14 protein-coding genes are annotated in these 26,245 nt (G+C 70.7%); 3 read left to right on the top strand and 11 right to left on the bottom strand.

The window, feature by feature from the left end:
- The first annotated feature begins 80 nt into the window (after positions 1-80).
- Positions 81-881 carry an IclR family transcriptional regulator gene (locus tag E1269_RS02895; RefSeq protein ID WP_131890912.1) on the top strand — a complete coding sequence of 267 codons (801 nt, stop codon included), beginning with the start codon at positions 81-83 and terminating at the stop codon, positions 879-881.
- Positions 882-925: 44 nt separating this feature from the next.
- Here E1269_RS02895 and E1269_RS02890 read toward each other — a convergent pair whose 3' ends face one another.
- Positions 926-1,786, bottom strand: coding sequence for an LLM class flavin-dependent oxidoreductase (locus tag E1269_RS02890; RefSeq protein ID WP_131891082.1), 861 nt, complete (start codon positions 1,784-1,786; stop codon positions 926-928).
- On the bottom strand, positions 1,780-3,219 hold the full coding sequence (locus E1269_RS02885; RefSeq protein WP_131890909.1) for an amidase: 1,440 nt from the start codon (positions 3,217-3,219) through the stop codon (positions 1,780-1,782). The genes E1269_RS02890 and E1269_RS02885 overlap by 7 nt, the downstream gene beginning before the upstream one ends.
- 404 nt (positions 3,220-3,623) lie before the next feature.
- Between E1269_RS02885 and E1269_RS02880 the strand changes: the two genes are divergently transcribed.
- Positions 3,624-4,748, top strand: a complete 1,125-nt coding sequence (locus E1269_RS02880) for a M48 family metalloprotease (protein ID WP_131890906.1) — start codon at positions 3,624-3,626, stop codon at positions 4,746-4,748.
- A complete protein-coding gene (locus E1269_RS02875) occupies positions 4,745-6,346 on the top strand; it encodes a type IV secretory system conjugative DNA transfer family protein (protein ID WP_131890903.1) in 1,602 nt (533 codons plus the stop codon). Before E1269_RS02880 ends, E1269_RS02875 begins: the two co-directional genes overlap by 4 nt.
- A 143-nt stretch (positions 6,347-6,489) precedes the next feature.
- On the opposite strand, the gene E1269_RS02870 is transcribed toward E1269_RS02875, so the two are convergent.
- The 9 genes from E1269_RS02870 to E1269_RS02830 all read right to left on the bottom strand — a co-directional run bounded on the left by E1269_RS02870 (position 6,490) and on the right by E1269_RS02830 (position 26,228).
- The gene (locus E1269_RS02870; protein WP_131890900.1) at positions 6,490-7,686 is read right to left on the bottom strand and encodes a mandelate racemase/muconate lactonizing enzyme family protein; all 1,197 of its coding nucleotides are present in this window, start codon (positions 7,684-7,686) and stop codon (positions 6,490-6,492) included.
- Positions 7,683-8,639, bottom strand: coding sequence for a glycoside hydrolase family 88 protein (locus E1269_RS02865; RefSeq protein WP_131890897.1), 957 nt, complete (start codon positions 8,637-8,639; stop codon positions 7,683-7,685). The genes E1269_RS02870 and E1269_RS02865 overlap by 4 nt, the downstream gene beginning before the upstream one ends.
- Positions 8,636-10,444 (bottom strand): BNR-4 repeat-containing protein, encoded by a 1,809-nt coding sequence (locus E1269_RS02860; RefSeq protein WP_162606203.1) that lies wholly within the window; start codon positions 10,442-10,444, stop codon positions 8,636-8,638. The genes E1269_RS02865 and E1269_RS02860 overlap by 4 nt, the downstream gene beginning before the upstream one ends.
- Before the next feature lie 65 nt (positions 10,445-10,509).
- Positions 10,510-13,347, bottom strand: a complete 2,838-nt coding sequence (locus tag E1269_RS02855) for an early set domain-containing protein (protein ID WP_131890891.1) — start codon at positions 13,345-13,347, stop codon at positions 10,510-10,512.
- A gap of 141 nt (positions 13,348-13,488) precedes the next feature.
- Positions 13,489-15,660, bottom strand: coding sequence for a discoidin domain-containing protein (locus tag E1269_RS02850; RefSeq protein WP_131890888.1), 2,172 nt, complete (start codon positions 15,658-15,660; stop codon positions 13,489-13,491).
- Between the two features lie 32 nt (positions 15,661-15,692).
- Positions 15,693-16,130 (bottom strand): polysaccharide lyase family 8 super-sandwich domain-containing protein, encoded by a 438-nt coding sequence (locus tag E1269_RS02845; protein WP_203432806.1) that lies wholly within the window; start codon positions 16,128-16,130, stop codon positions 15,693-15,695.
- Positions 16,131-16,228: 98 nt separating this feature from the next.
- Complete coding sequence (locus E1269_RS02840; RefSeq protein ID WP_131890882.1) at positions 16,229-19,414, bottom strand: family 78 glycoside hydrolase catalytic domain; 3,186 nt, start codon at positions 19,412-19,414, stop codon at positions 16,229-16,231.
- Between the two features lie 158 nt (positions 19,415-19,572).
- The gene (locus tag E1269_RS02835) at positions 19,573-22,755 is read right to left on the bottom strand and encodes a golvesin C-terminal-like domain-containing protein (RefSeq protein WP_203432804.1); all 3,183 of its coding nucleotides are present in this window, start codon (positions 22,753-22,755) and stop codon (positions 19,573-19,575) included.
- Positions 22,752-26,228, bottom strand: a complete 3,477-nt coding sequence (locus E1269_RS02830; protein WP_131890880.1) for a golvesin C-terminal-like domain-containing protein — start codon at positions 26,226-26,228, stop codon at positions 22,752-22,754. Before E1269_RS02830 ends, E1269_RS02835 begins: the two co-directional genes overlap by 4 nt.
- Positions 26,229-26,245: the final 17 nt, after the last annotated feature.

Genomic DNA, 26,245 nt, shown 5'->3' with positions numbered 1-26,245 from the left:
CGGCGCGGGCGATCATGAAGGTACGGTCGGTCATCTAGCATGTAGATGACCATTCCGCGAGTGATGGTGGAGTCAGGACCGTGCCTCGAGTACCAGCCCGTGAGTCCGCCGGCGGCACCCAGAGCGTCGAGCGGGCGCTGTCGCTGCTGTCCGCGTTCACCGAGGAACACCCGGAGCGGCGCATCTCCGAGCTGGTCGCCGAGACCGGCCTGGGCCAGTCCACGGTCTCGCGGCTGGTCGGCGCCCTGGTCAACCTCGGGTACCTGACGCATCACGGGCGCAGCGGGCTGTACGGCGTCGGCCCCCGCGTGATCACGCTGGCCGGCATCGGGCTCAACCAGTCGCCCGTGCACCAGCAGTCGCGACAGCTCGCCCAGAACCTCGCCGCGTCGCTGGGCCTCGGCGTCAACGTCGCAGAGCGCCACGACACCGGCCTCTTCTACCTGTGCCACTTCGAAGGCGCGAACGCACCGCGACCGTCCACACTGATCGGCCGCGGCGGTCCGCTGCACGCCACCGCCATGGGAAAGGCGCTGATCAGCGAGCTGACGGCCGACGAGGTCAGCGCGCTTATCGGCACCGAGTACGCCCGCTACACTCCGCACACCATCACATCGTTTCCGGAGCTCACCGCCGCGCTGCGCGACGTCCGTGAACGCGGCTACGCCACCGAGCAGGAGGAGCTGGCCTTCGGGCGCGCGTGCATCGCCGCGCCCATCCGCGACCGGTCCGGGCGTATCGTCGCCGCACTGTCGGTGTCCGGACCGCTGTCGGCCATGAACCTGCCGGCCCGCCAGAACGAGCTGGCTATGATCGCCATCGAGCACGCCGACCAGGTCTCGTCGAACCTCGGCTACCACGCCGCACTCGCCTACCCATGATCATCAACGATTCCGAGGGCTATGACACCCGAAATCGTTGATGATCATGGGTGCGGCGCGAGGACGGCGCGGACGGCGGGGACGACCTCCGTCGCGAACCGGCGCAGTTGGTCGCCGGGCCTGCCGCCGAACACCAGCACGTCGGCGCGGTGCTCGGTGACGAGCATGGCCAGCTCGTCGGCCCACTGCGTCGCCGGCCCGGCCAGGAACCCGCCCGACTCACCGTCGGTGATGGTGCCGCCGAGGCTGAACACCCGGCGCACCGCCGACGGGTCCCGTCCGGCCTCCGCCGCCCCGGCGTCGACGCGGTCGTTGAGCTCGGGCAGCCGGGCCAGCACGTCCGCGCTCAGCGACGGCACCCAGCCGTCGGCGACCCGGCCGGTGAGGCGCAGCGCGCGCGGACCGTAGGCGCCCAGCCAGATGCCCAGGTCGTGCACCGGCAGCGGGCCGGAGTGCACGCCGCGCAGGTGGTAGTACTCCCCCTCGAACCGCAGCCCGCGATCGCCGCTCCAGACCAGCCTGATGACCTCGATCGCCTCGGCCAGCTGGTCCAGCGCCTGCCTCGGCGTCCGTCGCTCGCCGCCATAGCCCTCGATGGCGTCCCAGAACGCGCCGGCACCCAGGCCCAGCTCGAACCGGCCGCCAGACAACACGTCCAGGGAGGCCGCCGTCTTGGCCAGCACACCGGCAGGACGCAGCGGCACGCACGCCACCTCGGGGAACACCCGCAGCGTGGACGTGGCCGCCAGCACCGCGCTCATCAGCGCGAACGTGTCGACGTAGCGACGCTGGTACGGGTGATCCTGGATGCCCACCCAGTCCAGGCCGAGCCGCTCGACCTCGCGTGCGGTGTCCAGCAGCGGGTCGGCGGCGTTCGGTACCAGGAAGTAGCCGAAGGTCACCATGTGCCGCTCCAGACCGGCGGCCTGCGGTCGCGCCACGGCCGGGCCGCCTCCAGCTGGGCCGCCAACGACAGCAGCGTCTCCTCCGCGCCGTGCCGGCCACCCAGCATGACGCCGACCGGGAGCGTGACACCGTCGACGACCGTCTCCTCCAACGGCAGGCTGATGGCCGGCCAGCCGGTCAGGTTCCAGACACTGGTCCACGGCGTGAACGCCATCTGAGCGGCGAAGTCCGCGGCCGGGTCGGAGTCGATGCGCTGCGAGCCGACCGGCGCCGGTGGCTGGGCCAGCGTCGGCGCGAGGATCACGTCGTAGCCGGTCCAGGTGGCTGCGGCTTCGCGCGTCGTCAGCTGGATCAGACGGATCGCGGTCGCGTACTCCAGCCCGCTCACCGCGCGGCCCTTCTCGCGCAACCACCTGGTCAACGGCACCAACAGGTGCTCGTTCTCCTCCGGGACCGGTGCGCTCAGGCTCGACACCGACCAGATGGCCTCGAAGGAGTCCCAGCGCTCCGGCTCGAACGGCACCGGCGCCGGCTCGACGGCGTGCCCGAGATCCTCCACCAGCCGGGCGGTGCGGACCACGGCCGCGAGGACGCCGCCGTCGACGGCCGCCTCGGCGGAGATCACCGGCTGGGTCAGCAGCCCCACGGTCAGCCGGCCGGGCGGGCGCTCGCACGCGTCGAGGAATCGGCCGGCCGGCCTGGCCAGCACGTACGCGTCACCCGGCCAGGGATGTGCCAGCACGTCGAGGAACGCCGCGGTGTCGCGCACGTCGCGGGTGAGCACTCCCTCCAGCGCGAGCCCGGCGCCTTCGGCACGGTACGGACCAGGGCTGACCCGGCCGCGGGTGGACTTGAGGCCGACGAGCCCGCAGGCGCTGGCGGGTATGCGGATCGAGCCGCCGCCGTCGCTGCCGTGCGCCACCGGGACGATGCCGGCCGCCACCGCCGCGGCCGCGCCGCCGCTGGAGCCGCCCGCGGACCGGCCGACGTCCCACGGGGTCCGGGCCGGCGGCGCGATGTCGGACTCCGTGTACGGCGGCAGCCCGAACTCCGGCGTGTTGGTCTTGCCGACCATGAGGGTCCCGGCCCCGTGCAGCAGCGTGACGACGCCGTCGTCGGCCGGCGCCACGACCTCACCGAGAGCCGCGCTCCCGGCCCGGAACGGCACCCCGGCCACCATCGCCAGGTCCTTGACCGGGCACGGGACCCCGAGGAACGGCGGAAGGTCGTCGTCGGGCCTGACCAGGGCGTGCTCAGCCTCGACGGCCTGCTCACGGGCCAGCTCCGGGGTGGTGGTGACGAAGGCTCCGACGACGGGGTCCAGGCGCTCCGCGCGGGCCAGCGTGTGGTCGAGCACCTCGGTGGGCGACACCTCGCGCTTGCGCACCGCCGCGGCGAGCTCCAGCGCGGTCAGGTCATGGATCTCGGTCACGTCTCGACCCTACGCACCTCTCCCGTCGATCATGGCCGAAGTGGCCCTTCCCGGCAGCGCGACGACTCGGCGTGCCAGGGTGCTGGCTGATCATCAACGATCCGCGACATCACCAGGAGTTCTCGCGCTCCACCAGGCATGCAAGCACGGTGGAGCACACACAATCCTCGTTATGTCGCGAATCGTTGATGATCACGAGGCGCGGCGAACGCGAGCCCGACCCACACCCCCGCCGTCGATCGCGCGCCCCGCGCCGCCCCGCTCGCGGGCATTCGGCGGGTGGTACGGACCGGAACGATTCGGGCGACGAGTGTCACCGGCGGGCCATATTGTGACTTTCACGGTTGCACGGCGGTCATGTCGGCAGCTTCAATCGAAGATCAGTAGCTCCATCGGAGGCGGCGATGAGCGACCAGCGACAGGCCGGGACCAGCCCACCCGGCGCTTCTTCGCGGGCGCGGCCCACCGGCCCACCCGGGGGGTTCGACGACCCGGAGGCGATGACGGCGGCCCCGGGCGCCTTCCGGCGCCGGTTCTCCAGCGAGGCCACCACGCCGCGACCGATGCGGCACCGGCGCACCGTCGACCTCTCGACCTGGGCGTCGCTGGTCCTGGCACTGCCGTGGTTCCTCTTCAGCCTCACCGTCGTCGGCCTGGTCGGTCTGGGCGTCGGGTCGCTGGTCGGCAACCTCTCCGTCGTGCCCATCCTCGTCATGGTGCTGTGGCTGCTCAGCGGCGCCCTCATTTTCTACCGCCCGGTCGAGGTCATGCTGGCGCGGTACTTCTTCCGGGCCCGCCGGCCCACGCCCAGCGAGCGCGAGCGGCTGGATCACGCCTGGCGCGAGGTCACCGACGCCGCCGGCCGCGACGGGGCGCGCTACCAGCTGTTCATCGAGGACAGCGACGCGCTCAACGCCTACGCCACGTCCGGGCACATCGTCACCGTCACCCGCAAGACCCTCGACGCCATGCCGCACCACCACCTGGCCGCGGTGCTGTGCCACGAGCTGGGCCATCATTTGGGCGGGCACCCGTGGAGCAACCTGCTGGCGTACTGGTACTCCGTGCCGGCGCGGCTGCTCACCCGCTCGCTGCGGATGGTGCTGCGACTGGTGGTCAGCGTGTTCTCGGTCATCTTCGCGGTCGTGGCGAAGATGCCCGGGCTGGCCGCGTTCATCGCCCGGGTCATCACCTGGTCGCTGCTGGCGTTCGTGGCGTTCTTCCTGGTCATGCTCATGATCACCGCGGTCGAGTCAGGGCAGGCATGGGCGCCGCCGACGGTGCTGGTGGTGGTGCTGTCACCGCTGCTGCTGCCATGGCTGGCCCGGCGCAGCGAGTTCCGCGCGGACCGCGTCGCCGCCGAGCTCGGGTACGGCCACGCACTCATCGAGGTCTTCGAGGACTGGCTGCGCCAGGGTGTCGACGACGACCGCCGCACCGCGGTGCTGCGGGTCCGGCTGTTCAGCACCCACCCGGCGCTCGCGGCCCGCATCAAGAAGCTCGACTCCTACCTGAGGAAGAACGCATGATGCTCGGCAGACGGCGGCAGCGCGCGACGCCCTGGGAGTCCCTGCGCGCGGACCACCCCGACGCGGCTGTCGCGCTGGACCGACTCACCCAGGACGGCCGGCTGTCCGACGTCGACACCGCCCGTATCGTCGGCGCCATCGAAACCCGCTCCGGCGATCCAACCGCCACGGCACAGCTGGCCGACGAGATCGTCCGCTACGGCCCGTCGGCGCTGGCTCACCCGTCCGCCCTGCACGACCTCCCGGTGCCGCGGCTGGCCCGGCACAACCTCGCCGCCGGTCAGGTGCGCATCGGCCGCACCGTCCAGGACCCGCACGCCGACACCGTCGTCACCACCGACTTCGGCATCGACCAGGACGTCCTGCGCACGTCACTGCTGGTCATCGGCCCGCCAGGGTCGGGCAAGACGCGCAGCTTCGCGTTGCCGCTCGTCGAGCACCTGTCGCTGTCGGCGCTCGCGCAGCAGGCCAGCGTCGTCGTCGTCGATCCCAAGGGCGACGACTTCGCCTACGACGGCTGGTTCGATGTCACCATCGACCCCCTCAACCCGACCACCGGGTTCGACCTGTACGGCGGCACCAACCACCCCGACACCGCGGCCGACCGGCTGGCCAGCGCGATGCTGCCGCCGTACGTCACCGACGACATGGCCTACTTCATGGACGGCTCGCGCAACGCGCTCTACGCCTGTCTGGCGCCGTTCCACCTCGCGTTCGGCCGATGGCCGAAGATCCGCGAGATGCTCGCGCTGCTGCGCTCCGAGCAAGGCATGACCGACCAGGTCAAGGCCAACCTGCGCGGCCCGGATGGCAAGGAGGCCAAAGCGCTGCTGGACAGCCGCCGCGACCAGCAAGCCCGCAACGCCGATCCCGCCGCGTCCCTGGTCGAGCGGTTCCAGCTGCTGGCCCGGCCGCGGCTGATGGAGCTGTTCGACCGCGACAACACCTTCCGCATGCACGACATCAACCGGCCGACCCGGGTCCGGGTCTCGCTGCCGGAGGCGGAGTTCCCCGACGCCACCCGCATCCTCGCCAGGCTGGTGGTGTCGCAGTTTGTGCAGGTCACGTCCGCTCCCGACACCAACCGGGGCATCTTCAAGGCGCTGGCCATCGACGAGGCCGGCCGCTTCGTCGACGACTACGTCGCTCGCGGCGTGCAGAAGCTGCGCTCCAACAACGCCGGGCTGATCCTGCTCGCCCAGACCATCAGCGACTTTCCCGTCCAGGTCCGGGCGACGGTGTTCGGCTCCGTCGGCTGCAAGGCCGTGTTCGGAGGCATCGATCCCGTCGACGCGAAGGTCTTCTCCGACTGGTTCGGCGATCACTGGGTCTCCGAGATCAGCTACAGCCAGGGCGAGGCGGTCGGCCTGGCCCGTACCACCGGCAGCTCCCGCGACAGCCGCGGCGGCTGGAACCGCTCCGACGGCGAGACCCGCAACTGGGGCACCACCAAGGGCACCAGCCTGCGCCGCGTCGAACGCCCCCGGTGGACGGTGTCCGACATCGTCACCCGCATCCCGGCCGGCCACTGCGTCGTCGCGCTGTCCCGCTCCGACGGCACTCGCACCGGCCCGACGCTGATCAACCTCCGCGCCTGACACCCGCCGCGGTCACGCCGGTCTCAGTAGCACGGATCGCCGTCTGTCGAGCGGCGCCACACGCTGGCATCCGTCACCAGGACTTCACGCGCGTCACCAGGCTTGCAAGCATGGTGCGACACGAGATTTCGTGCTGAACGTGATCATTTGGAAGAGGTGGCGGCGAGGGTGCGCACGGCCGACTCGTCGACGGTGACGCCGAGACCGGGCCCGGTGGGGACGGTGATCGCGGAACCGGACGGCGCCAGCGCATCCGGGGCGATCACGGCCAGCGGGTTCGTACCCACCCAGAACTCCATGATCGAGAAGTTGGGCATCGCCGCGGCGCACTGAACGCTGGCGGCGACGTGGATGGGCGAGCCGATGCTGACGTGCGGCGTGGCCTGGGCGCCGAACGCGTCGGCGAGGGCGGCGATGCGCATCGTCTCGGTGATGCCGCCCGCCCGGCAGACGTCGGGCTGCAGTACGTGCAGGCCGCCGGTGCGCAGGAACTGCAGCGCCCGGTGCCGGGTGGCCAGGCTGTCCAGGGCCAGCGGCAGGTCCAGTGCCGCCGCCAGCCGGGCGTACCCGTCGATGTCCTCCGGCGGCAGCGGCATCTCGAAGAACCCCGCGTCGAGCTCGGCCAGCGCCCGGCCGACCCGCAGCGCCTGGGGCAGCTCGTACTGGCCGGCGGCGTCGGCGAACACCGAAGCGTCCGGACCGAACACCGACCGCACGGTGCCGACGGACGCGACGTCGTCGGCGGGCGCCACGCCGATCGCCACCTTGACCGCGCCGAAGCCCCGCTCGCGCAGCCGGGAAGCCTCCGCCCGCACCTGCTCCTGACCGGCCTCCCCAGAGCCGGCTGGCGCGCCCGGAACGCCCGACGCGTAGACCGGCACGGTGTCGCGGAAGCGCCCACCGAGCAGCGCGGACAGGGGCTGACCGAGGGTACGCCCCCACGCGTCCCACAGCGCGATGTCGACGCCCGCGAGCGCTTCCAGCCAGAACCCGGTGTCGTGCCCGCGCACCCGCATCCCGGCGTACATGCGCTCCCAGGTGGCGGTGATCTCGTCCAGCCGGGTGCCGACGACGAGCGGCGCGAGCAGGTCGTCGACGATGGCAGCGGTCGCCCGCGCCCCGACCGGTGCCTTCGACTCGCCCCAGCCGACCGCGCCATCGGCGGTGGCCACCCGCACGAGGACGGTGTCGATGGTGTCGCTGTAGACGTAGCGGCGCCTCGCCTCCGGCGGGTATTCGACGAGCGGGCGGCCGCTGGTGGCGCTCCACGTGCGGGCGCCCCAGTACACCTCCTCGGGCGCGGCCCCGAGCACGAACGTCTCGACCGACGTCACCTTCATGCGTGCGTTCCTCCATCCAGCCGGTCCAGCAGCGCGTGCAGCACCGGCGCCTGGCCCCACGGGAAGACCCCGGTGGCCCTGGTCACGTAGTTCGTCCGGTCGCCGACCGGGGTCGCCTCCGAGACCTCGAGCTCCGCGTCGTCGAGCACGTCCAGCGTCGCCTCGAACGCCCGGTGCGCCATCGCGCCGTGGCCGTCGCCCACCAGGCCGTGCGCAACCGCCCGTCCGACGCCCCAGGCCACGTAGGCGGCCACGCTGTGCTCCACCGGCGAGGACGGGTCGTCGACGACGGTGTGCCAGCGCCCGGCGTCCTCGTGCCGGGCCAGCGCCTCGACCAGCCGGGTCAGCCGCTTGGACAGCGCGTCGTCCGGCGCGGCCAGCACGGTGTCCATGAGCCCGAACAGCGCCCATGCCTGCCCGCGGCCCCAGGCCACCCCGTTGCCGCGGCCGGTGTCGACGTCGTAGCCGTGGTGGAACAGCCCGTCGTCGCGCTGCAGGACCTCGGCGTACTCGCTGGCGTACGCGACCGCCTCCTCGCCGAGCCCCAGCGCGGCCAGGCCCGGCCCGTCGGTGTGCATGCAGTCGACCCAGATGGTCGACGACCACGGCTCCAGGTCCGGCCGGTGCACCCTCGGCCCGCCGCGACCGCCACGCGGGGCGCCGAGCACCGTCGCCACCCACTGCTCGCAGGCGGCGCCCACCGCCACCGACGGCCGGGCCCGGTTCAGCTCGAGCAGGGCCTCGACCGGTATCAGGTGGTCCGTGGGTGCCGCCCGCGCGGACAGCGCCGGTCGCACCAGCTCGACCACCCGGTCCGCGAACTCCGGCGACCCGGTCGCCGACGACGCCCGCACCAGTCCGGACAGCGTACCGCCGATGCCGAAGCCCCAGATCGTCACCGGGCAGCCAGCGGTCCGGGCCGCGACGTCGACGGCGAGATCGGTCAGCGTCATGGAACCCTCGATCCGTAGACCTCGACCTCGAAGACCCGCGCCAGATCCGAACCGCCCTCGTAGCCCGACGGGTCGGTCAGCACCAGGCGCACCTGGTCGGCAGGAGCGGACCCGGCCACGTCTACGACGACGGGGTTGCGCGTGTTGTCCGTGACGCTCGCCACCGGCTGCCACAACCCGTCGACGAGAAGCTCGACGGTGAAGGCCCGGACGATCGCCCGGCTGTCGGTGAAGTAGCCGCTGTACACCTCGACGCGGTCGACGTCGACCGGCTGGGCCAGCTGGATCGTGGCCGTGGGCGTCAGGTCGCCGCGGGCGGAGATCCACCTGCTGTTGCGGTCGGTGCGGTTGCCGTCGACCAGGCAGGTGCCGCCGCTTTGCGGTGTCAGTGCCGAGCTGACCATGACGTCGGCAGCATACGCCCAGTTCGTCTCGTCCTCGGCGGCCGACGCCGAGGCCAGCACGTCGGCGGACCCCTCGGCGGAGTCCTCCGTCCTCGGCAGGGTCGCGTAGTACAGCCGGCTGGCCGGCGGGTCGTCGATGTTCGGCGCGGCCAGGTACAACACGTCGGTACCGTCGTCCCTCGTCGTCGTGGCAAGCCGCAGGATCGCCGACTCGTCCTCGAGGAGCGAGACCGTCCAGCCCGCGTCCGTCCGAACCGGCCGCAGCGAGACCTCCTTCTCGGCCAGGAAGAGCCCACCGCGCTCGGTGCTGCCCGGATCGCACATCGGCGGCTTGAACGTGTAGTAGACCCGGGCGACGCGGTCGTGGTAGGTCGCGCCGATGGCGGCCTCGGTCTCCATGGCGCCGGAGTAGATCGTCTCGCGGACCCACCGCCGTCCGTCCCACTGCGCCCAGCGCACCTGGAACAGCGCACCCGGCTCGGGCCGGTACCGGTACGCGACAGCTCCGGGCCGCACGGCCGGGTCGAGGAGCACCAGCTTGGCGCTCTGGATGCCCGGGTCGACGCTGCTGGTGCCGTCGTCCTTGCTCTCCTCGCCTTCCAGCGGCTGGTACACGACGTCGGCCGGAGCCTCGGTCGTGACCGGCACCCGCACCGGCAGGCCGCCGGCACCGACGAACCTGTCGTGCTCTGGCTGGTACACCAGGTAGGAGCCGAGGTGGCGGATGCCCGAGGCGCTGCCGTCGGCCCACTCCCACAGGATGTGCACCTGCCCGCGCCGGTCGGCCTGGAGCTGGTCGGGGTAGATGGCGTAGCCGGGCTCGTGGGCGAAGACGGCCACCCTGGTCCACGTGCTCGTGTCGACATCCCACCGGTAGAGCCGGCCGCTGGGTGACGCACCGGTCTCGGCGGAGGCCACCCGGGCGATCAGGTACACGTCGCCGGTCGGTGTCGACGTGGTCGTCGGGTAGGTGACGCCGCCGTCGGTGTCGGGCATCTCGGCGGAGTGGTTGGTGAGGGTGGTCACCGAGCCCGGTTCGTCCGAGCGGTAGTAACGCCAGCCGTGGCCGTGCATCGACACGAACGCATGGATGTGGCCGCGGCCGTCGACCGCGATCGACGGCTGGTGGTGGCCGATGTCGTCGTTGTACCGGACGCAACTGCCGTCGCCGGCGCGCAGGCAGCCGACGGTCCATTCGCCGGTGTCGGTGCGCTTGGCGATGTGGACCTCGTGCAGGTTCTCCTCGTCGGCCGGGGCGTCGAAGGCGAAATAGGTCGCGCCGTCGTGCTCGGCCACCGGATTCCACCACGCGGCTTGGTTGGTGGCGTCCATGGCGAACGGGACCGGCTCGACGGCGAGTTGCGGCGCCACGGCCGCGCTCGCCGTGACCAGTGGTAGCACGGATGCGGCCAGTGAAAGAGCGAGCGTCCTCATGCGGGGTCTGCCGTGCTCGCGGTGCCGGCGGGTCATGACGATCGTCCCGAGGCGGCCGCCGCGGTCAGCAGGTCCTGGCTCTGCTGCCGGGTCAGCAGGCCGTCCTCGCGCCAGCCGTCGGCTGTCGTGCGGACGGCACGGACCAGCGCGCCATGGTCGGCGAACGGTCCCTGTGCCTCGACGACGTCGAGGAACGTGCAGCCGTCGCCGCGGTCGCGGTTGGGCACGCCGGAGTCGACGGCACCGAAGGTCACCGTCACGTCGGAGGCGTGGCCGTCCGGGCAGGCGTCGGCCGCCTCGACCGTCACCCGCGCCAGCGCCGTGAAGGAGCCGAGCCCGTACGACACGGTCACGACGTCACCGGGCTCGGCCCCGAGCGCCGCGACGTCGAGCGGCCCGGCGAACGTCGTGGTGTCGGGGCTCACCTGCCGCACCGGCAGCGGCCGCGCGGGACCGGAACCGACGCGCACCCGCACCTCGGCTTCGTCGAGCACGGCGGTGTCGAGGTCGAGCGGTGCGGTCAGCTCCACCGTCGCGGCCGACCTCGACAGCACGTGCGTGACCGGCTCGCCGGACGACGACACGACGCGCACCGCCGTCTCGGTGTCGGCGAGCCAGGCCAGCGAGGCGTTCCAGGCCATGTTGAACGCCACCCAGCCCTCGCTGTGGCCGATGTTGCCGACGGTGGGCGCGAACGGGTAGTGCGCGTTCTTCGGCGACCCGTCGAGCACGCCGGGAATGCCTTGCAGCAGGCCGGCGCCGCCCTGGTACTCGCTGTACCAGCCCAGCTCCACGCCCTCGAAGCCCCACTGCTGCGTCGGCGCGCGGTACGAGGCGTGCCGTCCCGTGGGGTTGCGGCCGAAGACGTTGTCGACGGCGGCGACGGCGATCTCGCGCAGCCGGCCGGCCAGCTCCGGGTCGTCGACCACACTTGCCGCGGCGAGGGCCGGCGCCGCGAGGCCGGCGAGGTTCCCCGTCTCGTTCGGGTCGGCACCGCCGCCGCCGGAGAACGACGGGATCGTCCAGCGGTCGTCGGAGTAGCGCCGGAAGTCCCACAGGTTCGCCGAGCGGGCGACGGCGACCGAAGCCCACTGCGTGATCTTCGCGGCGGTCCCGGCCGGCGCCTCGCCGGGGTACCGCCGCAGGAAGTCGACCAGCCCCGTCACCGTGACGTGCTCGGACATCCGCTGGCCCTTGGTGGTCCGGGGGTCGTTCCAGTCCAGCTCGTCGACGATCCAGGCGGCGTTGCGCCGGGCGGCGTCGAGGTAGGCATCGGCGTCGTCACGGCCCTCGCGCAGCGCCACCTCGTGCATGTCGAGGTTCGGCCGGATCGAGTGGCCGGGCGGGAGCTCGCCCTTGCCGGTGCCGACCTGGGTGTAGGTCTGGAACAGGTCCGCGGTGTGCGGCGTGTAGTCGTAGGCGGAGGTGAACCGGTCGTGCGGCTGGTGGCTCCACAGCGGGAACAGGTAGTCGCGGGTGTCCTCGTACATCTCGACCGGGATCCACGCGGCGAGGTCGGGGTAAGCACGCAGGAACGCCGCCAGCTGCCCCTTCCACAGCGTGTGGTTGACGTCGTGCGCGAGCATCCGGTCGACGCCCCAAGCGATCAGCCGCACGACCTCGGGCGTGTCGGCCGGCAGCTCGTAGGCCATGCCCTGGTAGACGGCGTCGTCGAAGCGCATCCCCTCGAAGGCTGCCGGGTTGGCCGAGAACAGGTCGATCAGCGTCGGGACCTCGAACGAGTACGTGTCGCCGTCGCGCCACATGACGCTCCATCGGCAGCGTGAGCCGTTCCAGCCGACGTCGGATGCCGCGGCGTCGCCGAAGTAGCAGCGCGACCCGGTCATGAACTCGACCGCGTTCTCGTACGACACCCGCTCCAGCCAGGACGGGCCGATGCCGAACGCCACCGACTCGCCGGTGCCGGCCTCGCCATCGACGACGACGCGGAAGTCGCTCTCCCCCGCGCCCGGCCGGAACGCGCTGAAGTCACCGACCCCTCCGTGCACCGTCCCGGAGAAGCGCACCGTTCCGTCGGCGTCGACGACGGTGAACGCGGCGCCGTCCTCGGCCTTCGGCGCGGTGAACCGCTTCGGCCAGCTGGTGTTGAAGCCGCTCTGGTTGAGCAGCACCGGCTGCTCGTCGTCGGGCTCGCCGGGCGGGCTCCAGTCGCAGCCGCTCGGCTCGGTGGGGTGGTCATCCGGCACGCCGTCCAGCGCCTCCACCACCACGGAGTCGACCGAGGTCCGGGCCCGGTAGACGCCGAGCCCGACCGTGCCGCCCGTGTCGCCGGCTCGCACCGCGGCGACCCGCTGGTCGTTGATCTCCACGACGAGGATGCCGCCGGCCCGGCGCAGCACGATGTCGAACCACTCGCCGGGCGAGATCAGCGGTGCCGGGCCGCTGCAGACGATCTGTCCGGCGATCGGCTGCGCCATCCGCATCCCGCCGCCACCAGGGAGCTGCAGGGACAGGTTCTGCCGGGTCGGCGCGGAAGTGTCGGTCCAGTCGGCCAGCACGTTGAGCGGCACCGAACCGCCGGGCCCGGGGTCGTCGACCCGGGCCCGGACCCGGACCTCGTACGCCTCCGGCAGCACCAGCGCTGGGTCCGGGGTGATGTAGCGCCCGGAGGTCTGCGCCAGGGTGTCGACGGTGGTGTATGCGAACTCCGTGCCCTCGATCCGCCACTCGTCGAGCGACCCGGTCACGGCCCGCCAGGCGCCCATGCCGGCGGAGAAGTCTTCGGCGAACAACGACTCGCCGGCGTTGGCGGAATTGGCGGCCGGTCCGGTGGTGAGGCCGGCCGCCAACCCGGCGGCGAGAACGGGAGCGACCAGCAGGCCGGCGAGCCGGCGACGGGATGTGCGCACGAGATGCTCCTTCGCTCTGGATGTCGGCAGATCAGGGCACGGGGACGAAGCGGGCCGGCGCCGGCTCGGGTGAAGCCGCTCGACACGGCCCTGAGCACGACGGAGGTCGCCGTGCCGGCCGGCCGAGCCGGGACGATCGCATCACGACGCCTCCTCATAGACCTCGACCTCGAAGACCCGCGCGACGTCGATCGTGCTGCCCGACGGGTCGGTGATGGACAGTCGCACCTGGTCGGCGGAGAGCCCGACGTCGTCGACCACCACCCGGTGCGCGACGTTGCCGGTGAACCGCGCGACCTCGCGCCAGCCGGCGTCGGTCCGGGCCTCGACCGTGAAGTCCTTCAAGGTCGTCGTCGGGTCGTGGTTGGTGGTGACGTAGCCGGAGTAGAGGTGGATCTCGCCGATCCGGGTGGGCGCGGTCAGGTCGACGACGAGCCACGGCGCGGGGTCCCCTTCGGCCGAGATCCACCGGCTGGCGTCGGCGAACCCGCCGTCGACGGCCTTGTCGCCGCCCGCGGTGGCGCGCAGCACCGACGACACCGTCACCGGCTTGCCCAGCGCGACGTTGACACCCGGCGGGACCGCCACGAACGCGGTCCGCTCCAGCTCACGCTGAACGCCGAAGCCGCGATAGCTGACACCGGCACGCAGCTCCGCGGTGTCGCCGCCGTCGTCCGGTGCGGTCACCAGCCAGGTCGTCGTCGACATCGCGCCGGGTCGCAGCAGGCCGTCGGCGCCGGACTGGCGGACCGCCTGCCAGCCGTCAGGCAGCACGAGCTGAAACTCCAGCCGATGCAGCGGCACTTCGGAGCGGCTGGTGACGGTCGCGGTCAGCGGTGTGGGCACACCGCGCGGGTAGGACGCCGCCGCGTCGACGGTGAGGGTGGCGCCGAGGTGGTCGCCCGGGCGCACCGGGAACGCCTGGTCGGTGAACTGGATGGGCGCGTTGTGGTCCAGCCAGTTCGTCAGGTAGGTCCGGCCGGCCAGCAGCGCGACCCACTCCTCGCGCCCGGAGTACGTGTCCTCCGACGGCGCGCCGTACGTGCGGCCGTCGTCGAACCGGGCCTGCATGGCCAGCGCGCGCCCGGCATGCGCCGCGGCCCAGTCCGCGGCCGGCACGGCGGTACCGGTGTCGAAGCCGAAGACGGCGGCCAGGGTGTCCAGCAGCAGGAAGTGCAGCTGCCGGCTGGTGCCCCAGTCGTTGCCCTGCGGGTAGTAGATGTCCGCGGTCGCCGCGCCCTCGGCGTCACGCATGTAGATGGTGCCGCCGGGTTCGGCGTACGGCGGCGCGGCGAACTCGTGGTCGGCCAGCGCATGGTAGACGACGCCGGCGTTGTGCAGCGCCGCGCGCGGCGTCGCCCGGCCGGCCAGCCCGTACGCCAGCGGGGCGCCGACACTGTTGGCGATGCTGGTGAAGTAGTCCGGGTGGATGCGGGAATGGTTGACCAGCGTGCCGTCCTCGAAGATGTTCGAGCCGTTCAGCCACTCGCGCAGCTCCTTGCCGTTCACGACGGTGTCGTCGTGCAGGTCCGTGGGGCGCGAGTACGCCGAGATCATGAGCTCGATCGCCTTGTCCTGCCACACCGCGACGTTCGGGTGCTCCGGCATCATCGACACGGCGAGGTTGAGGAACGCGGCGTTCCAGGCGTTTTCCTCGGCCTTGCTGTCGCCGGGCGTGACGACGGTGCCGTCCGGCCGCTGGTAGTAGGGCACGGTGTAGTCCAGGAACACGTCCGCCTCCGCCTGCACCATCCGCGCCACCCGCTCCTGGTCGGCGAGGGTCAGGTCGTCCCAGAGCAGCCAGCCGGCGAACGCGGCGTTGAACGCCCACAGCGCGCTCTGCCAGGCCGTCCCCCACCCGCCGGCGGAGTTGGTCTCGTGCCGGTACGCGATCGACGTCGTCAGTAGGATCGCGACCTCCCTGGCCCGCGGCTCGGGTACGCCGGTCGCAGCGGCGTCGTAGGCACCGGTGGCCACCGACGTCGCCAGCGCGAGCGCCTCGCTGCCGGGCGGGCGGATGCTGCCCTCCCCGACGCCGCCGAGGTCGAGGTAGGGCCCCGTCTGTGACCCGAACTTCGCCGGGAACCAGGTGCGCAGCGCGTACTCGTTGGCGTTCAGCAGGATGGCCCGGGTGCGCTCGGCCTGGTCGTCGTCGGGGAGCCCGGCGGTGAACCGGTCCCAGTCGATGGGCACGACGGCGGCCGCCGCGCCGGAGTCGTTCTCCTCGGTGCTCTGGGCCGGTGCGGCCGTCAGTGTCAGCACGACGGCCGCGGTGGCGGCCAGTCCGGCGAGCCGGCGGCGTACGGCAGACATCTTGTCCTCCTGTAGCGGTGACCGATGCGGGGTCAGGCAAGCCGGAGCCGGGCGATGCGGGTGCCGCCGACGCTGGTGCGCAGGTCGGCGGTGAGCCAGGACGCGTCGCCGATCTGGGTGTCGTCGTCGTTGTACAGGTAGGCACTGCCCGAGCCGGTGTGCCAGCCCCGCTTGTTCTGGTTGTTGATCTGCTCGTAGTAGCGGATGCGGCGGCTCGACATCGAGATGGCGTACGTCCAGGTGGGACGCCGGTGAACGGCGCGGTCCATCACCGGGAGCTGCCGGTGCTCCGACCGCTGTGGCGCCGCCAGGCAGTTCAGTACGTGCTGGAACAACCCCACCGGGGCCACCGGAGCGGAAGGCAGCAGCGCCGGGCCGGTGTCGCGGCGCGCCCAGCCAATCACCTGGCCACGCCAGCGGGCGGCCGTAGGCGCATCCGTGGCCTGCGCCAGCCGCAGGAGGTGCTCCATGGGTGTGGCCGTGCTCGACCGACGTCCGGTCGTGGAGGTACGCCTGGCCATGGCCGTAGATCGTGTCGAGGTTGTGGTCGGCGTCGGCCGCGCAGGGCTCATTGGTTGACCGTCCGAGCCACCTGGATCTCCGAGTGGAATCGGTACTCGCCCGAGCCGACCACGTAGACGGCGTATCCGTCTCGCACTTCGAGGAACCGGACGCCGTCGGCACGGTCGGCTGGACCCCCGCCTTCGGTGACGCTGCCCGGATCAGAGGTGGGGACATGGACCGTTGCCGTCGCGTTGACGGGAACGGTGACCTCGAGCCTGAAGATGTCGTCGTCGTGTTCCCACTCGGTTTCGATCTCGCCACGGACGGACTCGTACGTCGTCTTGGCCTCGTCGACGCCCCCGGGGTACGGCCGGACGACGAACTTCTCGTAGCCCGGCCCGGAAGGATCCGGGGAGAGGCCGGCGACGTGGCTGTAGAACCACTCATCGACCGTTCCGAGCATGTAGTGGTTGTTGGAGCCGGGCCTCATGGGCCAGCGGGACGGGATCGTCGTCATCCCGTTCTCGATCCAGTGGCCCCAGCTGGGGTCCGTGGTCTGGCCGGCAAGACGATGCGCGACGTCATGGTGGCCGTGCTCGGACAGCACCGGCAGCAACACGCTGGTGCCCAGGATGCCGGTGTTGAGATGCCAGCCGCGAGCCTCGATGTCGTCGACCAGGCTCTGGACCACCGACGCCTCGTGTTCCTCGGGGACCAGGCCGAAGGCGAGGGGCACAGCGTTCGACGTCTGCTTGTACTCGAACCCCTCGAAGGTGTCGTAGTAGCCGCCGTCCCGGTCGAAGAAGACGGCGTTGAAACGGTCCCGTACGTGCTCGGCCACGGTGTCGTAGCGCTCGGCGTCGGCGGCCTCGCCGAGGACGGTGGCGATGCGTGCCATTTCGCGCAGCGACTTGTAGAAGTACGCGGTGCCGGCCAGGCGCCTGTCCTCCTCGGGGTTGGATCCGAAGGGTGATGCGTGGTCTCCGTACTGCTCGACGCTCATGATCCCGTCGTCGAGCAGGGTCTCCATGAAATCCATGTATCTGGTGAGGAACGCGTAGTGATCGGTGAGCACGGTGCGGTCGCCGTAGTCGGTGTAGAGCGACCACACCAGAGCCGGGAGGACCCCGGTCCAGGCAGCGGAGATGCTGGTGGAGCGGAAGTCGTTCGGCCAGGGAGCGACGACGGTCACCCGCCCGAGCCCTCGTTCGCGGTCGTCGGTTCGGTTCTCTGCGGTGTCGACCTGGTTGTCCTCGAAATCGTCCAGCCACTTCTTGAAGAACGCGGCCATGTCGAAGTTGTAGAGCATGGTCGGCAGCGCCACGTGCGCGTCACCGGACCAGCCGCGCCGCTCGAACGTCGGACTGTCGGTCGGCATGCTCTGCAGGTTGTTGAGGATGGTGGCACGCATCGCGTCGTGGATCTGACCGTACAGCTCGTTGGAGGACTCGAAGGCGCCCACGGAGTCGACGGCGTTGTGTACCTCGCGGCCTGTGATGGTGTCGGTGGTGGGCGGCTCTGGCAGGCCCTCCACCTGGACGTACTGGAAACCGGTGTAGCTGAACTCGGGCTCCCAGACTTCTCTGCCCTTGCCGTTGAGGATGTAGATGTCGAGCTGTCCGGCCGCGTCGCTTCGTTCCGGGTCGTGGTGACCGAGGTTCCGCACCGTCCCGTCGTCATTCAGCTCCTCGCCGTACAACATCCGGACCGCGGTGCCGGCCGCACCGGAGACCGACAATCTGGCCCAACCGGCCGTCGTCCGGCCCATGTCGAACACGTGGACACCTGGCTTCGGCTCGGTGATGCGCACCGGCTCGATGTCGGTCGCCGTGATCGGGGGCATCGACTGTGCCCGAAGCACCGGCGCCGGCGGCGGAAGGACCGCTGCGCTGGACCAGTCCGTTGCCTCGAAGCCGGGCGTCGCCCAACCCGGCTGCTCCCGCCGGGCGTCGTAGGTCTCGCCGGTGGCGATGTTGTCGTAGACAGTTGGCCCCTCGGTCACCTGCCAGGTCCCGTCCGAGGCCACCGTCTGGGTGGTGCCGTCGGTGTATTCGACCTCCAGCTGCATCAGCATCTTGGTGTCGTCGACGAAATCCGCGCCCCCGGCCGGGAGAACGAACCCGAGGTGGCCTCGACCCAGCTCAGCGCCGAACGCGTTGGCACCCGGCTCGAGCTGGTTGGTCACGTCGTAGGTCGAGTACAGCACCCGCCTGTTGTAGTCGGTGAACGCCGGATCGAGGACACGGTCACCGATCCGCTCACCGTTGAGGAAGTACGTGCCGTATCCGAGCCCGCTCACATAGAGCCGTGCGCGGCTGACCGGCTTGGTGACGGTGAACTCCTTGCGAAGCAGAGGTGCCGGCGGATGGGTCGGCCGAAGCCGGACCTGGTTCGGCCACGGCCCTTCCCCGTAGGCCGCGACCTCGCGCGCGCCGGACCACTCGGAGTCGTCGAAACCGGGCCGGTCCCAGCCCGACTCGTTCCGCCGCGACACCCGCCAGGACGAGTCCGTCAGGACCTCGACGCGCTGACCGTCGGCCAGCTCGACCTCGAGTTTGGCGACCAGGCCCGCCGGGCCGACGTACCGGTTGCGGGCCGACACCGCCAGAGTGTTGGACCCGGCGGTCAGCAGATCGGCGAGGTCGACCTCGATGGCCATGCGACCGCCGAAGACCCGCGTGTGAGAGCGGGCGGCCTCCGTGCCGTTGACATGCAACACGAACGCGTCATCCGCGGCCAGGACCATCATGGCCCGCTCCACGGGTTGCGCCGACAGCTCGAGCGTCCGGCGGAAGTAGCGAGTGCCGGCGGCCACGGAGGTCGCCGGGTCGCCCTCCGGGGTCCAGATCCAGGAGGCCCCGGCTGGATTGTTGGGGCCCTCCGGCATGCCGATCCAGTCGGCCTCCCAGTCGGACTCGTCGAGCAGCCCCATCTCCCACCAGGCCGGCTCGCTCCATCCGGAGCGGTCACCGTCCCCGTCGGCGACCTGTACCCGCCAGAAGTACCGCGCTCCGGACTCCAGGCTCGGACCTGCGTACGCGACGTTGACCGACTGCGACGACGACACCCAGCCGGAGTCCCACACATCCGGCCGGCCGCCGGTCAACCGATCCTCCGTGGACGCCACCTGAAGCCGATAGGCACTCTGCACCTGCGCCCGCTCCGGGGACTCCAACACCCAGCTCAGGAGGGGATGAGGTGCGTCGACACCCAGTGGATTGTGCGCATACTCCACTGTTGTGTCGGTCACGACCATGTCCTGACCCGGCGCCGGCATCGCCGCAGGCGCTGACAAGTGGAAGGCCAATAACAGCGCCGCCATGGTCGGAGCAACGAACAGTCGGCGTCGGAGCATGATGCCTCCCGGCAAGATCGCAGGTTACTGAACCCGAACAAGCGGTCGTACCGTCACTCAGGGCTGTGGCTGAAGCGCACGGCGTCGGCTCGCACGGTCCCGCCGCCCACTGTGAGGGTGACCTCTGCGTAGGCAGCTGTGAAGTCATAGGTGCCGAGCGAATGCCATTGGCCGCCGGTGGCGCACTGATCCACCGGGACATCCGTCGAGCCGCCCGCGTGGTGGACGGCGTAGGTGGTGTCGTCGCTGCAGATGCTGTTCTCTGGGAACCAGACGGCAACGTCGTATGCGCCGGGTGTCAGCGAGGCCCGCCAGGTCGCCGTGGCGCCGATGTCCCGGCTGAAGCGCGTTCTGGACTCGTCGAATCCGCGCACGGCGCTGGGTGACCAGGTGCCCGTCTCGTGGTACGCGGGCTTCTCCGGGTTGCAGGTGGGTGGTTCTCCTTCATTGGTGACGATGACCGGGCCGGGTTCGTCGTCGGGCGCGACGACGGTGTAACCCTCGGAGAATGGGCCGGTGCCGGCGTTGTTGACCGCATGGACCCGATAGGTCCCGCCGACCGAATCGGCCGCGCCCAGCGTGAGTTCGACCGCGCCGGTCGTGGCGCCGAAGACGACCTCCTCGTCGCTCGGGCAAGCGCCGTGGCCACTGACCGACACCACGTAACTGCGGGCACCGACGGCCGCGTCCCACCGTAGTGTCGTCAAACCGTCTGCCTCGGCGTGCGACAGGCCGGTGACCTGCTCCGGCGGTTCGGTGTCCAGCGGCACGGTGTGCTCCGCGGCGCCGCCTCCGGAGAGGCGGTAGTCATGGCCGGGCGTGATCGGGAACGACAGCGCCCCGGTGACCGGGTCGACGTCGAACTCCACCACTCCGCGCGTGGACGTGTCGGTGATCGAGAGGGATTCCGTGTCCCATCCGGTGTTGTCATTGCGGATCCGGGTGGTGTCCTCACCGTCGCTGAAGTCGTAGCTCGAACCGGTCTGGATCGGATACACCTGGGCCTGCAGGTGGTCGTCGGCGCCGGTGACGGTGACGCCCTTGCCACCGACGAACGCCGGCACCCGGTCGTAGCCGATCACGTAGTCCTCGAGAGTCGTCGGCCCGTTGAAGACCGAGCCCGTCGCGATGTCGATCCACTTTCCGGCGGGCAGATACACATCACGCGACTGTGCCGTCCCGAAGTCGGCACCGAACACCGGAGTAGCCAGCACGGATTCACCGAGCATCCATTCATACTGACGGGTCGTGTCGTTGGCGAGCTGGTACGTGTTCTCGTCGTCGGGGTAGGCAAGGGGTAGCGGCGTCATCGCGTATGGGAAGCCCGTCTCGTGCCCGTCCAATGCCGCGTCGTAGATGTACGGCCGCATCGATTCGTGCCACAGCGCCACGTCTTTCACGGCGCGCGCGTAGTCGTCTCGGCCCATTTCCCATGGGCCGCGCCCGAACGCCATCACCGGCTGCAGCGCGTTGAACTGAGCGTTTCGGACGTAGTACTTCTGGTACGACGGATCGCTCATGGGTACTTCCGGCGTCCCGCCCACGTAGTCGCCATACAGGCTGGAGACGCCGCTGGCGGCGTAGTTCAGCAGGTTGATCGGCATGCGGTCCGGATCGGTGTGATAGTTCTCGCCGGTGCCGTAGATCGTGTCGTTGATCCGAAGAATGTCTCCCGGGAGTGAGTACGCGGCGTTCCTCGCCATCACCAGATCGCCGGCCTCGTGCATCGCCCGCAGAACCGGGTTCCAGTTCGCATCCCGGTGGAGTCTGGGCGTGTAGAGCATGGCGTCCTCCTTCCACCCGTCCACGCCCCACTTCTGCAGCTGCTCCACGAACCAATCCACGGCCTCGCCGTTCGAGCCGTCGAGCACATAGCTGTGGCCGGAGGGAAACACGGCCTTCGTGATCACCGTGGGCGCGCCGTCGGCGTCGCTGACCAGGTAGCCGCGGTCGATCGCCTCATGAACAAAGGGGCCGTCGTACTTCTCGACGAAGTTGCCCCCGTCCTCCGGGAGCGCCTTGAAGTTGTTGCGGGCGCCGAGTATCAGTTTCACCTCGTTGTCGGCGAAGAACTGCTTCAGCGCATCGGGATCGGGATAGCGCGGATTGGGCAACCCGTCGTCCCGCCCGACTTCGGCGGTGTCGTCCCACATGCCGAAGCTGTTGGTCGTGCCCTCCTCCGGGGTGCTCCGCTCGCCCGGCCAGAAGCCCGACCCGACCACACCCCAGGACAACGGGTAGCCCTCGTCGAGGAACCTCTGCACTGTTTCGGTCACTGACGATTGATAGGTGTCCCAGCGCAGGGCTCCGAAAGCCTCCCAGCCCAGGCCGAAGAACTCCTGGTTGGGTCGCCCGTCGTAGTAGCCGTGTTCTGCACGTACGTGCCGGTAATCGGCGTAGACCTCCTTCAGGTCGCGGCCGACGAAGTAGTACAGGCCGTCCACCCGGTCCACACCGGCGGCACCGAGGCGGTTCTCCGTATCGGTGAGCCCGAACCGCTTCTGCCCGTCCTCGAACAGCACCTGCCCGAACCGTTGCTTCGGGAAGACGGTGAAGTTGCTGATGAAGCGCTGGCAACTGCCGCCGTTGGTGACGTCCTCCAGAACCAGCCCGGTCAATTCTGTGGTCGGTCGCGATCGCACCCGGCTGTTGCACGACTCGCCCTGCTCGTCCGATCCGTCGGCCCATGAGCCGTGGTCACCAAGGCCGTAGCCGGGCGCGACGTAGCCGGTGCGGAAGTCGATTGTGCCGCCCTCGCCGGGAAGGTTCCCCACCGAGATGCGTGCATGGCTGTCGAACGGGCGGACGTTCACCGTGATGCGTGAACCGCCCTCCAGCGTCACCTTGATGATGGCGGTGCGGGCATTCGGACGAGAGATCAACTCGGCGTCGACCGCGTCTGCGAATTGCGATTCACCTTGCGGGAGGAACCGAATCCCCGACTCATGGTGCGCCGGAACGATCTCCGCACCGGATCGATCGGCGAACGAATAGCGAAAGCCGCCTTTGACGATCCGCAGGTCATATGTGTCTCCGGACACCACGAGCGTGTCTCCGGTGTCGACGACACCGGTCGCCGCGCCGGCATCGGGTGCCGCCGTTGCCGGCGCCACCAGCGCGGCGATCGTCAGTGACAGGGCGAGAACTCCGGCGGCTGATCGTCTGGTCATGGGTCGGTGCATGAGTACCCCTCGCTTCGAAGGATGAGGACACGCTCGACAGGTCCGCGCCGTCACGGAAGCAGGCTCGCGAGGTCGACGACCTCTGCCAGCCGTGCGCGGGCCGCATCGCTGGGGTGCAGGTGGTCGCCCTTGTCGTACTCCGGCGCGAGCCGGGTGGGGTCGTCGGGATCGGCCAGCGCCACGTCGAAATCGAGCACCGCGTCGGCGTCGGCATGTTGGCGGATCGGGTTGCTGATCGCCGAAGTGCCAGCCGGGACGGCGACCCGGTGAGCGGGACCTGGGAGCCGGTCCGACCCGCCGATGCTGGTGTCTACGACGTTGCGCACCGTCTGGCCGGAGATCGTCACGTCCTGCAACAGCGACGACGACGCCGTCCACGTGCCGGTGCCCGGATGCGGCGCGTCCTGCACCGCCGGAGTGAACCGGACCGCGTCGGTTCGGGAGACTCCGGTGCCGCCGGCGGTGAGCGTCACCGATGCCGGTTCGGTGTCGGTGAACGCGAACTCCCCTAGCGACAACCAGGCGTTTCCGGCGTCGGCCTGGACCATGGACACGTCGGTCTCGCCGCCCGCGTGATGAACGGTGTAGGTCACCTCGGTGGCGCTGTTGGTGTGCCGGGGGAACCAGACGGAGACGTCGTACGTCTGCGCGGTGAGGTCGGCGGTCCAGGTGGCGGTGTCCCCGCGTGTTCGGGTGAACCGGGACTTCGTGCCGTCGAAGCCCGCCAGTGAGCTGCCCTGCCACGTCCCGGTCTCCGCGTACGCGGGCCGGTCCGGATCACACCTCGGTGGCGTGCCCTCATCGGTGACCGTGACCACGCCGGCTCCGTCGTCGGTGGGATCGACGACCACCGGCGCCGAGCGCGGCCCGGCTCCCTGCTCGTTCACCGCGGACACCGTGTACGTGCCGCCGATGCCGGACAGGCCCAGCGGGAACGTCGTCTCCGCGGTCGCTCCTACGATGCCGCCGAGGCACTTCTCACTGTCACTGACCTCGACGACGTAGTGCCGAGCGTCGTCGACCGCCGACCAGGACAGCGACGTTCCCTCGGACGAGGCGTCGACCTCGACCGGGTCCGGCGAGGCAGTGGGCGCGGCCTCGGGCACCGGCAGCGAATGTGCCGCCCAGCCGCCGCCGCTGAGGACGTAGTCGTGGCCCGGCTCGAACACGAACCGGAACGCGCCGGTCACGTCGTCGACCTCGAACGGCACGGTCTCGCCGGTGGTCCGGTCGGTGATTCGCAGCTTTGCGGCGTCCCAGCCGGTGTTGGCGTTGAGCACCCGGCTCCGGGCGGAACCGTCGGTCCACTCGTACCTCGTGCCGGTGGCGATCGGGTAGACCTCGGCCGTCATGCCGGTGAGCTCGCCGGAGTCGTCGCGGTCACGCGTCACCAAGACGCCCTTGCCGCCGACGAACGCCGGCACCCGATCGGTGCCGATGGCGTAATCATCGAGCGTGCGTGGACCGGTGAAGACGGCGCCGGTCTCGTAGTCGATCCACTTACCCGCGGGCAGGTAGACGTCACGGGCCTGCGCTGTGTCGAAGTCGGCCCCGAACACCGGGGTGGCCAGCAGCGACTCGCCGAACATCCACTCGTACTGACGGGTCTCGTCGTTGACCAGGCCGTAGGTGTTCTCGTCGTCGGGGTAAGCGATCGGCAGCGGGGTCATCGCGGCCGGGTAGCCGGTCGCGTTGCCGTCGAGCACGGCATCGTAGACGTATGGGTGCAAAGCGTCGTGCCACCGGGCCAGTTCCTTCACCGACTCCGCATAGTCCGCACGGCCCAGCTCCCACGGTCCCTTGCCGAACGCAAGCACCGGCGTCACGGCGTTGAACTGGGCGTTGCGCATGAAGTAGTCCATGTACGCCGGGTCGGTCATCGACGGTCCCGGGGTGCCGCCGACGTAGTCCGGGTACAGGTTGCCCGCGCCGCTGGCGGCCAGGTTCAGCAGGTTCACCGGCATCCGGTCGGGGTCCTCGTGGAACACCTCGCCGGTGCCGTAGATGGTGTCGTTGATCCGGACGATGTCGCCGGGCACGGAGTAGGCGGCGTTGCGGACCATGAGCAGGTCGCCGGCGTCGGCCAGTGCCGTCTGCACCGGGTTCCAGTTGCCGTCGCGGTGGAGGTCCGGCTCGTAGAGCATGGTGTCCTCCTTCCACCCGTCCACTCCCCAAGCGCGGGTCCGGTCGACGTACCACTCGACGGCGTCGGGGTCGGAGCCGTCGAGCACGTAGCTGGGACCGCTGGGGAACTGCGCGCGGGTCACGACCGTGGGTGTGCCGTCGGCGTCCTGCAGGAGGAAGCCCGCTGCGGCGGCCTCCTCCGTGAACGGCCCGTCGTGGACCGGGTTGTGGTTGCCGCCGTCGGCCGGGAGCGCCTTGACGTTGTTCCGCGCGCCCAGCAGCAGGTCGAGGTCGTTGTCCGCGAACAGCGCCTTGAGCCGGTCCGGGTCCGGGTAGCGCGGGTTCGGCAGCCCAGGCTGGGCGTCCTCGCGGCCCGGCTCCTCGGTGTCGTCCCACATGCCGAAGCTGTTGGTGGTCCCCTCGGTGGGTCGGCCGCGCGGCCCTGGCCAGAACCCGGAGCCGACGACGCCCCAGCCCAGCGGGTACCCGTGGTCGAGGAAGCCCTGGACGGTCTCCTCTACCGACGACTGGTAGGTGTTCCAGGCCAGCGCGCCGTAGGCCTCCCAGCCCAGCTCGAACATGTCCGGCCGCGGCTCGACGTCGACGTAGCCGTGCGCCTCGCGGGCGTCGCGGTAGTCGGCGTAGACGCGCCTCACGTCGCCGGCGAGGAAGTAGTGGACGGCGTCGATCCGGTCCACCGCCGCGGCGCCCAGCCGGTTCTCGGTGTCGGTGAGCGCGACCCGCTTCTGGCCCTCGTCGAACAGCACCTGGGCCACGCCCTGCTGGGGGAACACCATGAACGTGCTGATGAACCGCTTACAGGAGCCCTGGTTGGTGAGGTTGTCCAGCACGATGCCGGTCAGCTCGAGGGTGGGCCGGGCCTCGATGTTGCCGCTGCACGGCGTGCCCTCGTCGGGCTGGCCGTCGGCGTGTGCGCCGTAGTCGCCCAGGCCGTAGGCGGGCCCGGCCGGCGCGGTGCGCAGGTCGACGGTGGCCGGCCCGGCGAGGTCGTCGACGGTGATCCGCACGGTGGTGGGCGACGGGTGGACGTGCACCCGCACCGTGGCACCGTCGTCGAGCGTGACGTCGAGGACCGCCGTGGCCGCGTTCGGGTCGCTGACCAGCTCGGTGGCGGCGGCGTCGGCCTCGTCCACGCGCAGCCCGGACTCCGGGTGCGGAGGCAGCGTCTCGCGGCCGGCGGTGTCGGTGAACCCGTAGCGGAACCCGTCCTTGACGATGGTCATGGCGTAGGTGTCACCACGCACCACGATGGTGTCGGCGGTCTCGGTGACCCCGGTCCGGGCACCCGCGGGTGGTGCGTTGAGTGCCGCCGGCAGCGCCGCGACCCTCGGCGCCCCGGCCACGCCGAGCACCAGCACCGCGACCGCCAGCCGCGTCGTCATCGACCTGAACCTGCGTC

It is taken from the genome of Jiangella asiatica (assembly GCF_004349065.1).
Lineage (GTDB): Bacteria > Actinomycetota > Actinomycetes > Jiangellales > Jiangellaceae > Jiangella > Jiangella asiatica.
The sequence above is the reverse complement of the archived record's forward strand: the minus strand, read 5'-3'. Positions and strand labels throughout refer to the sequence as shown.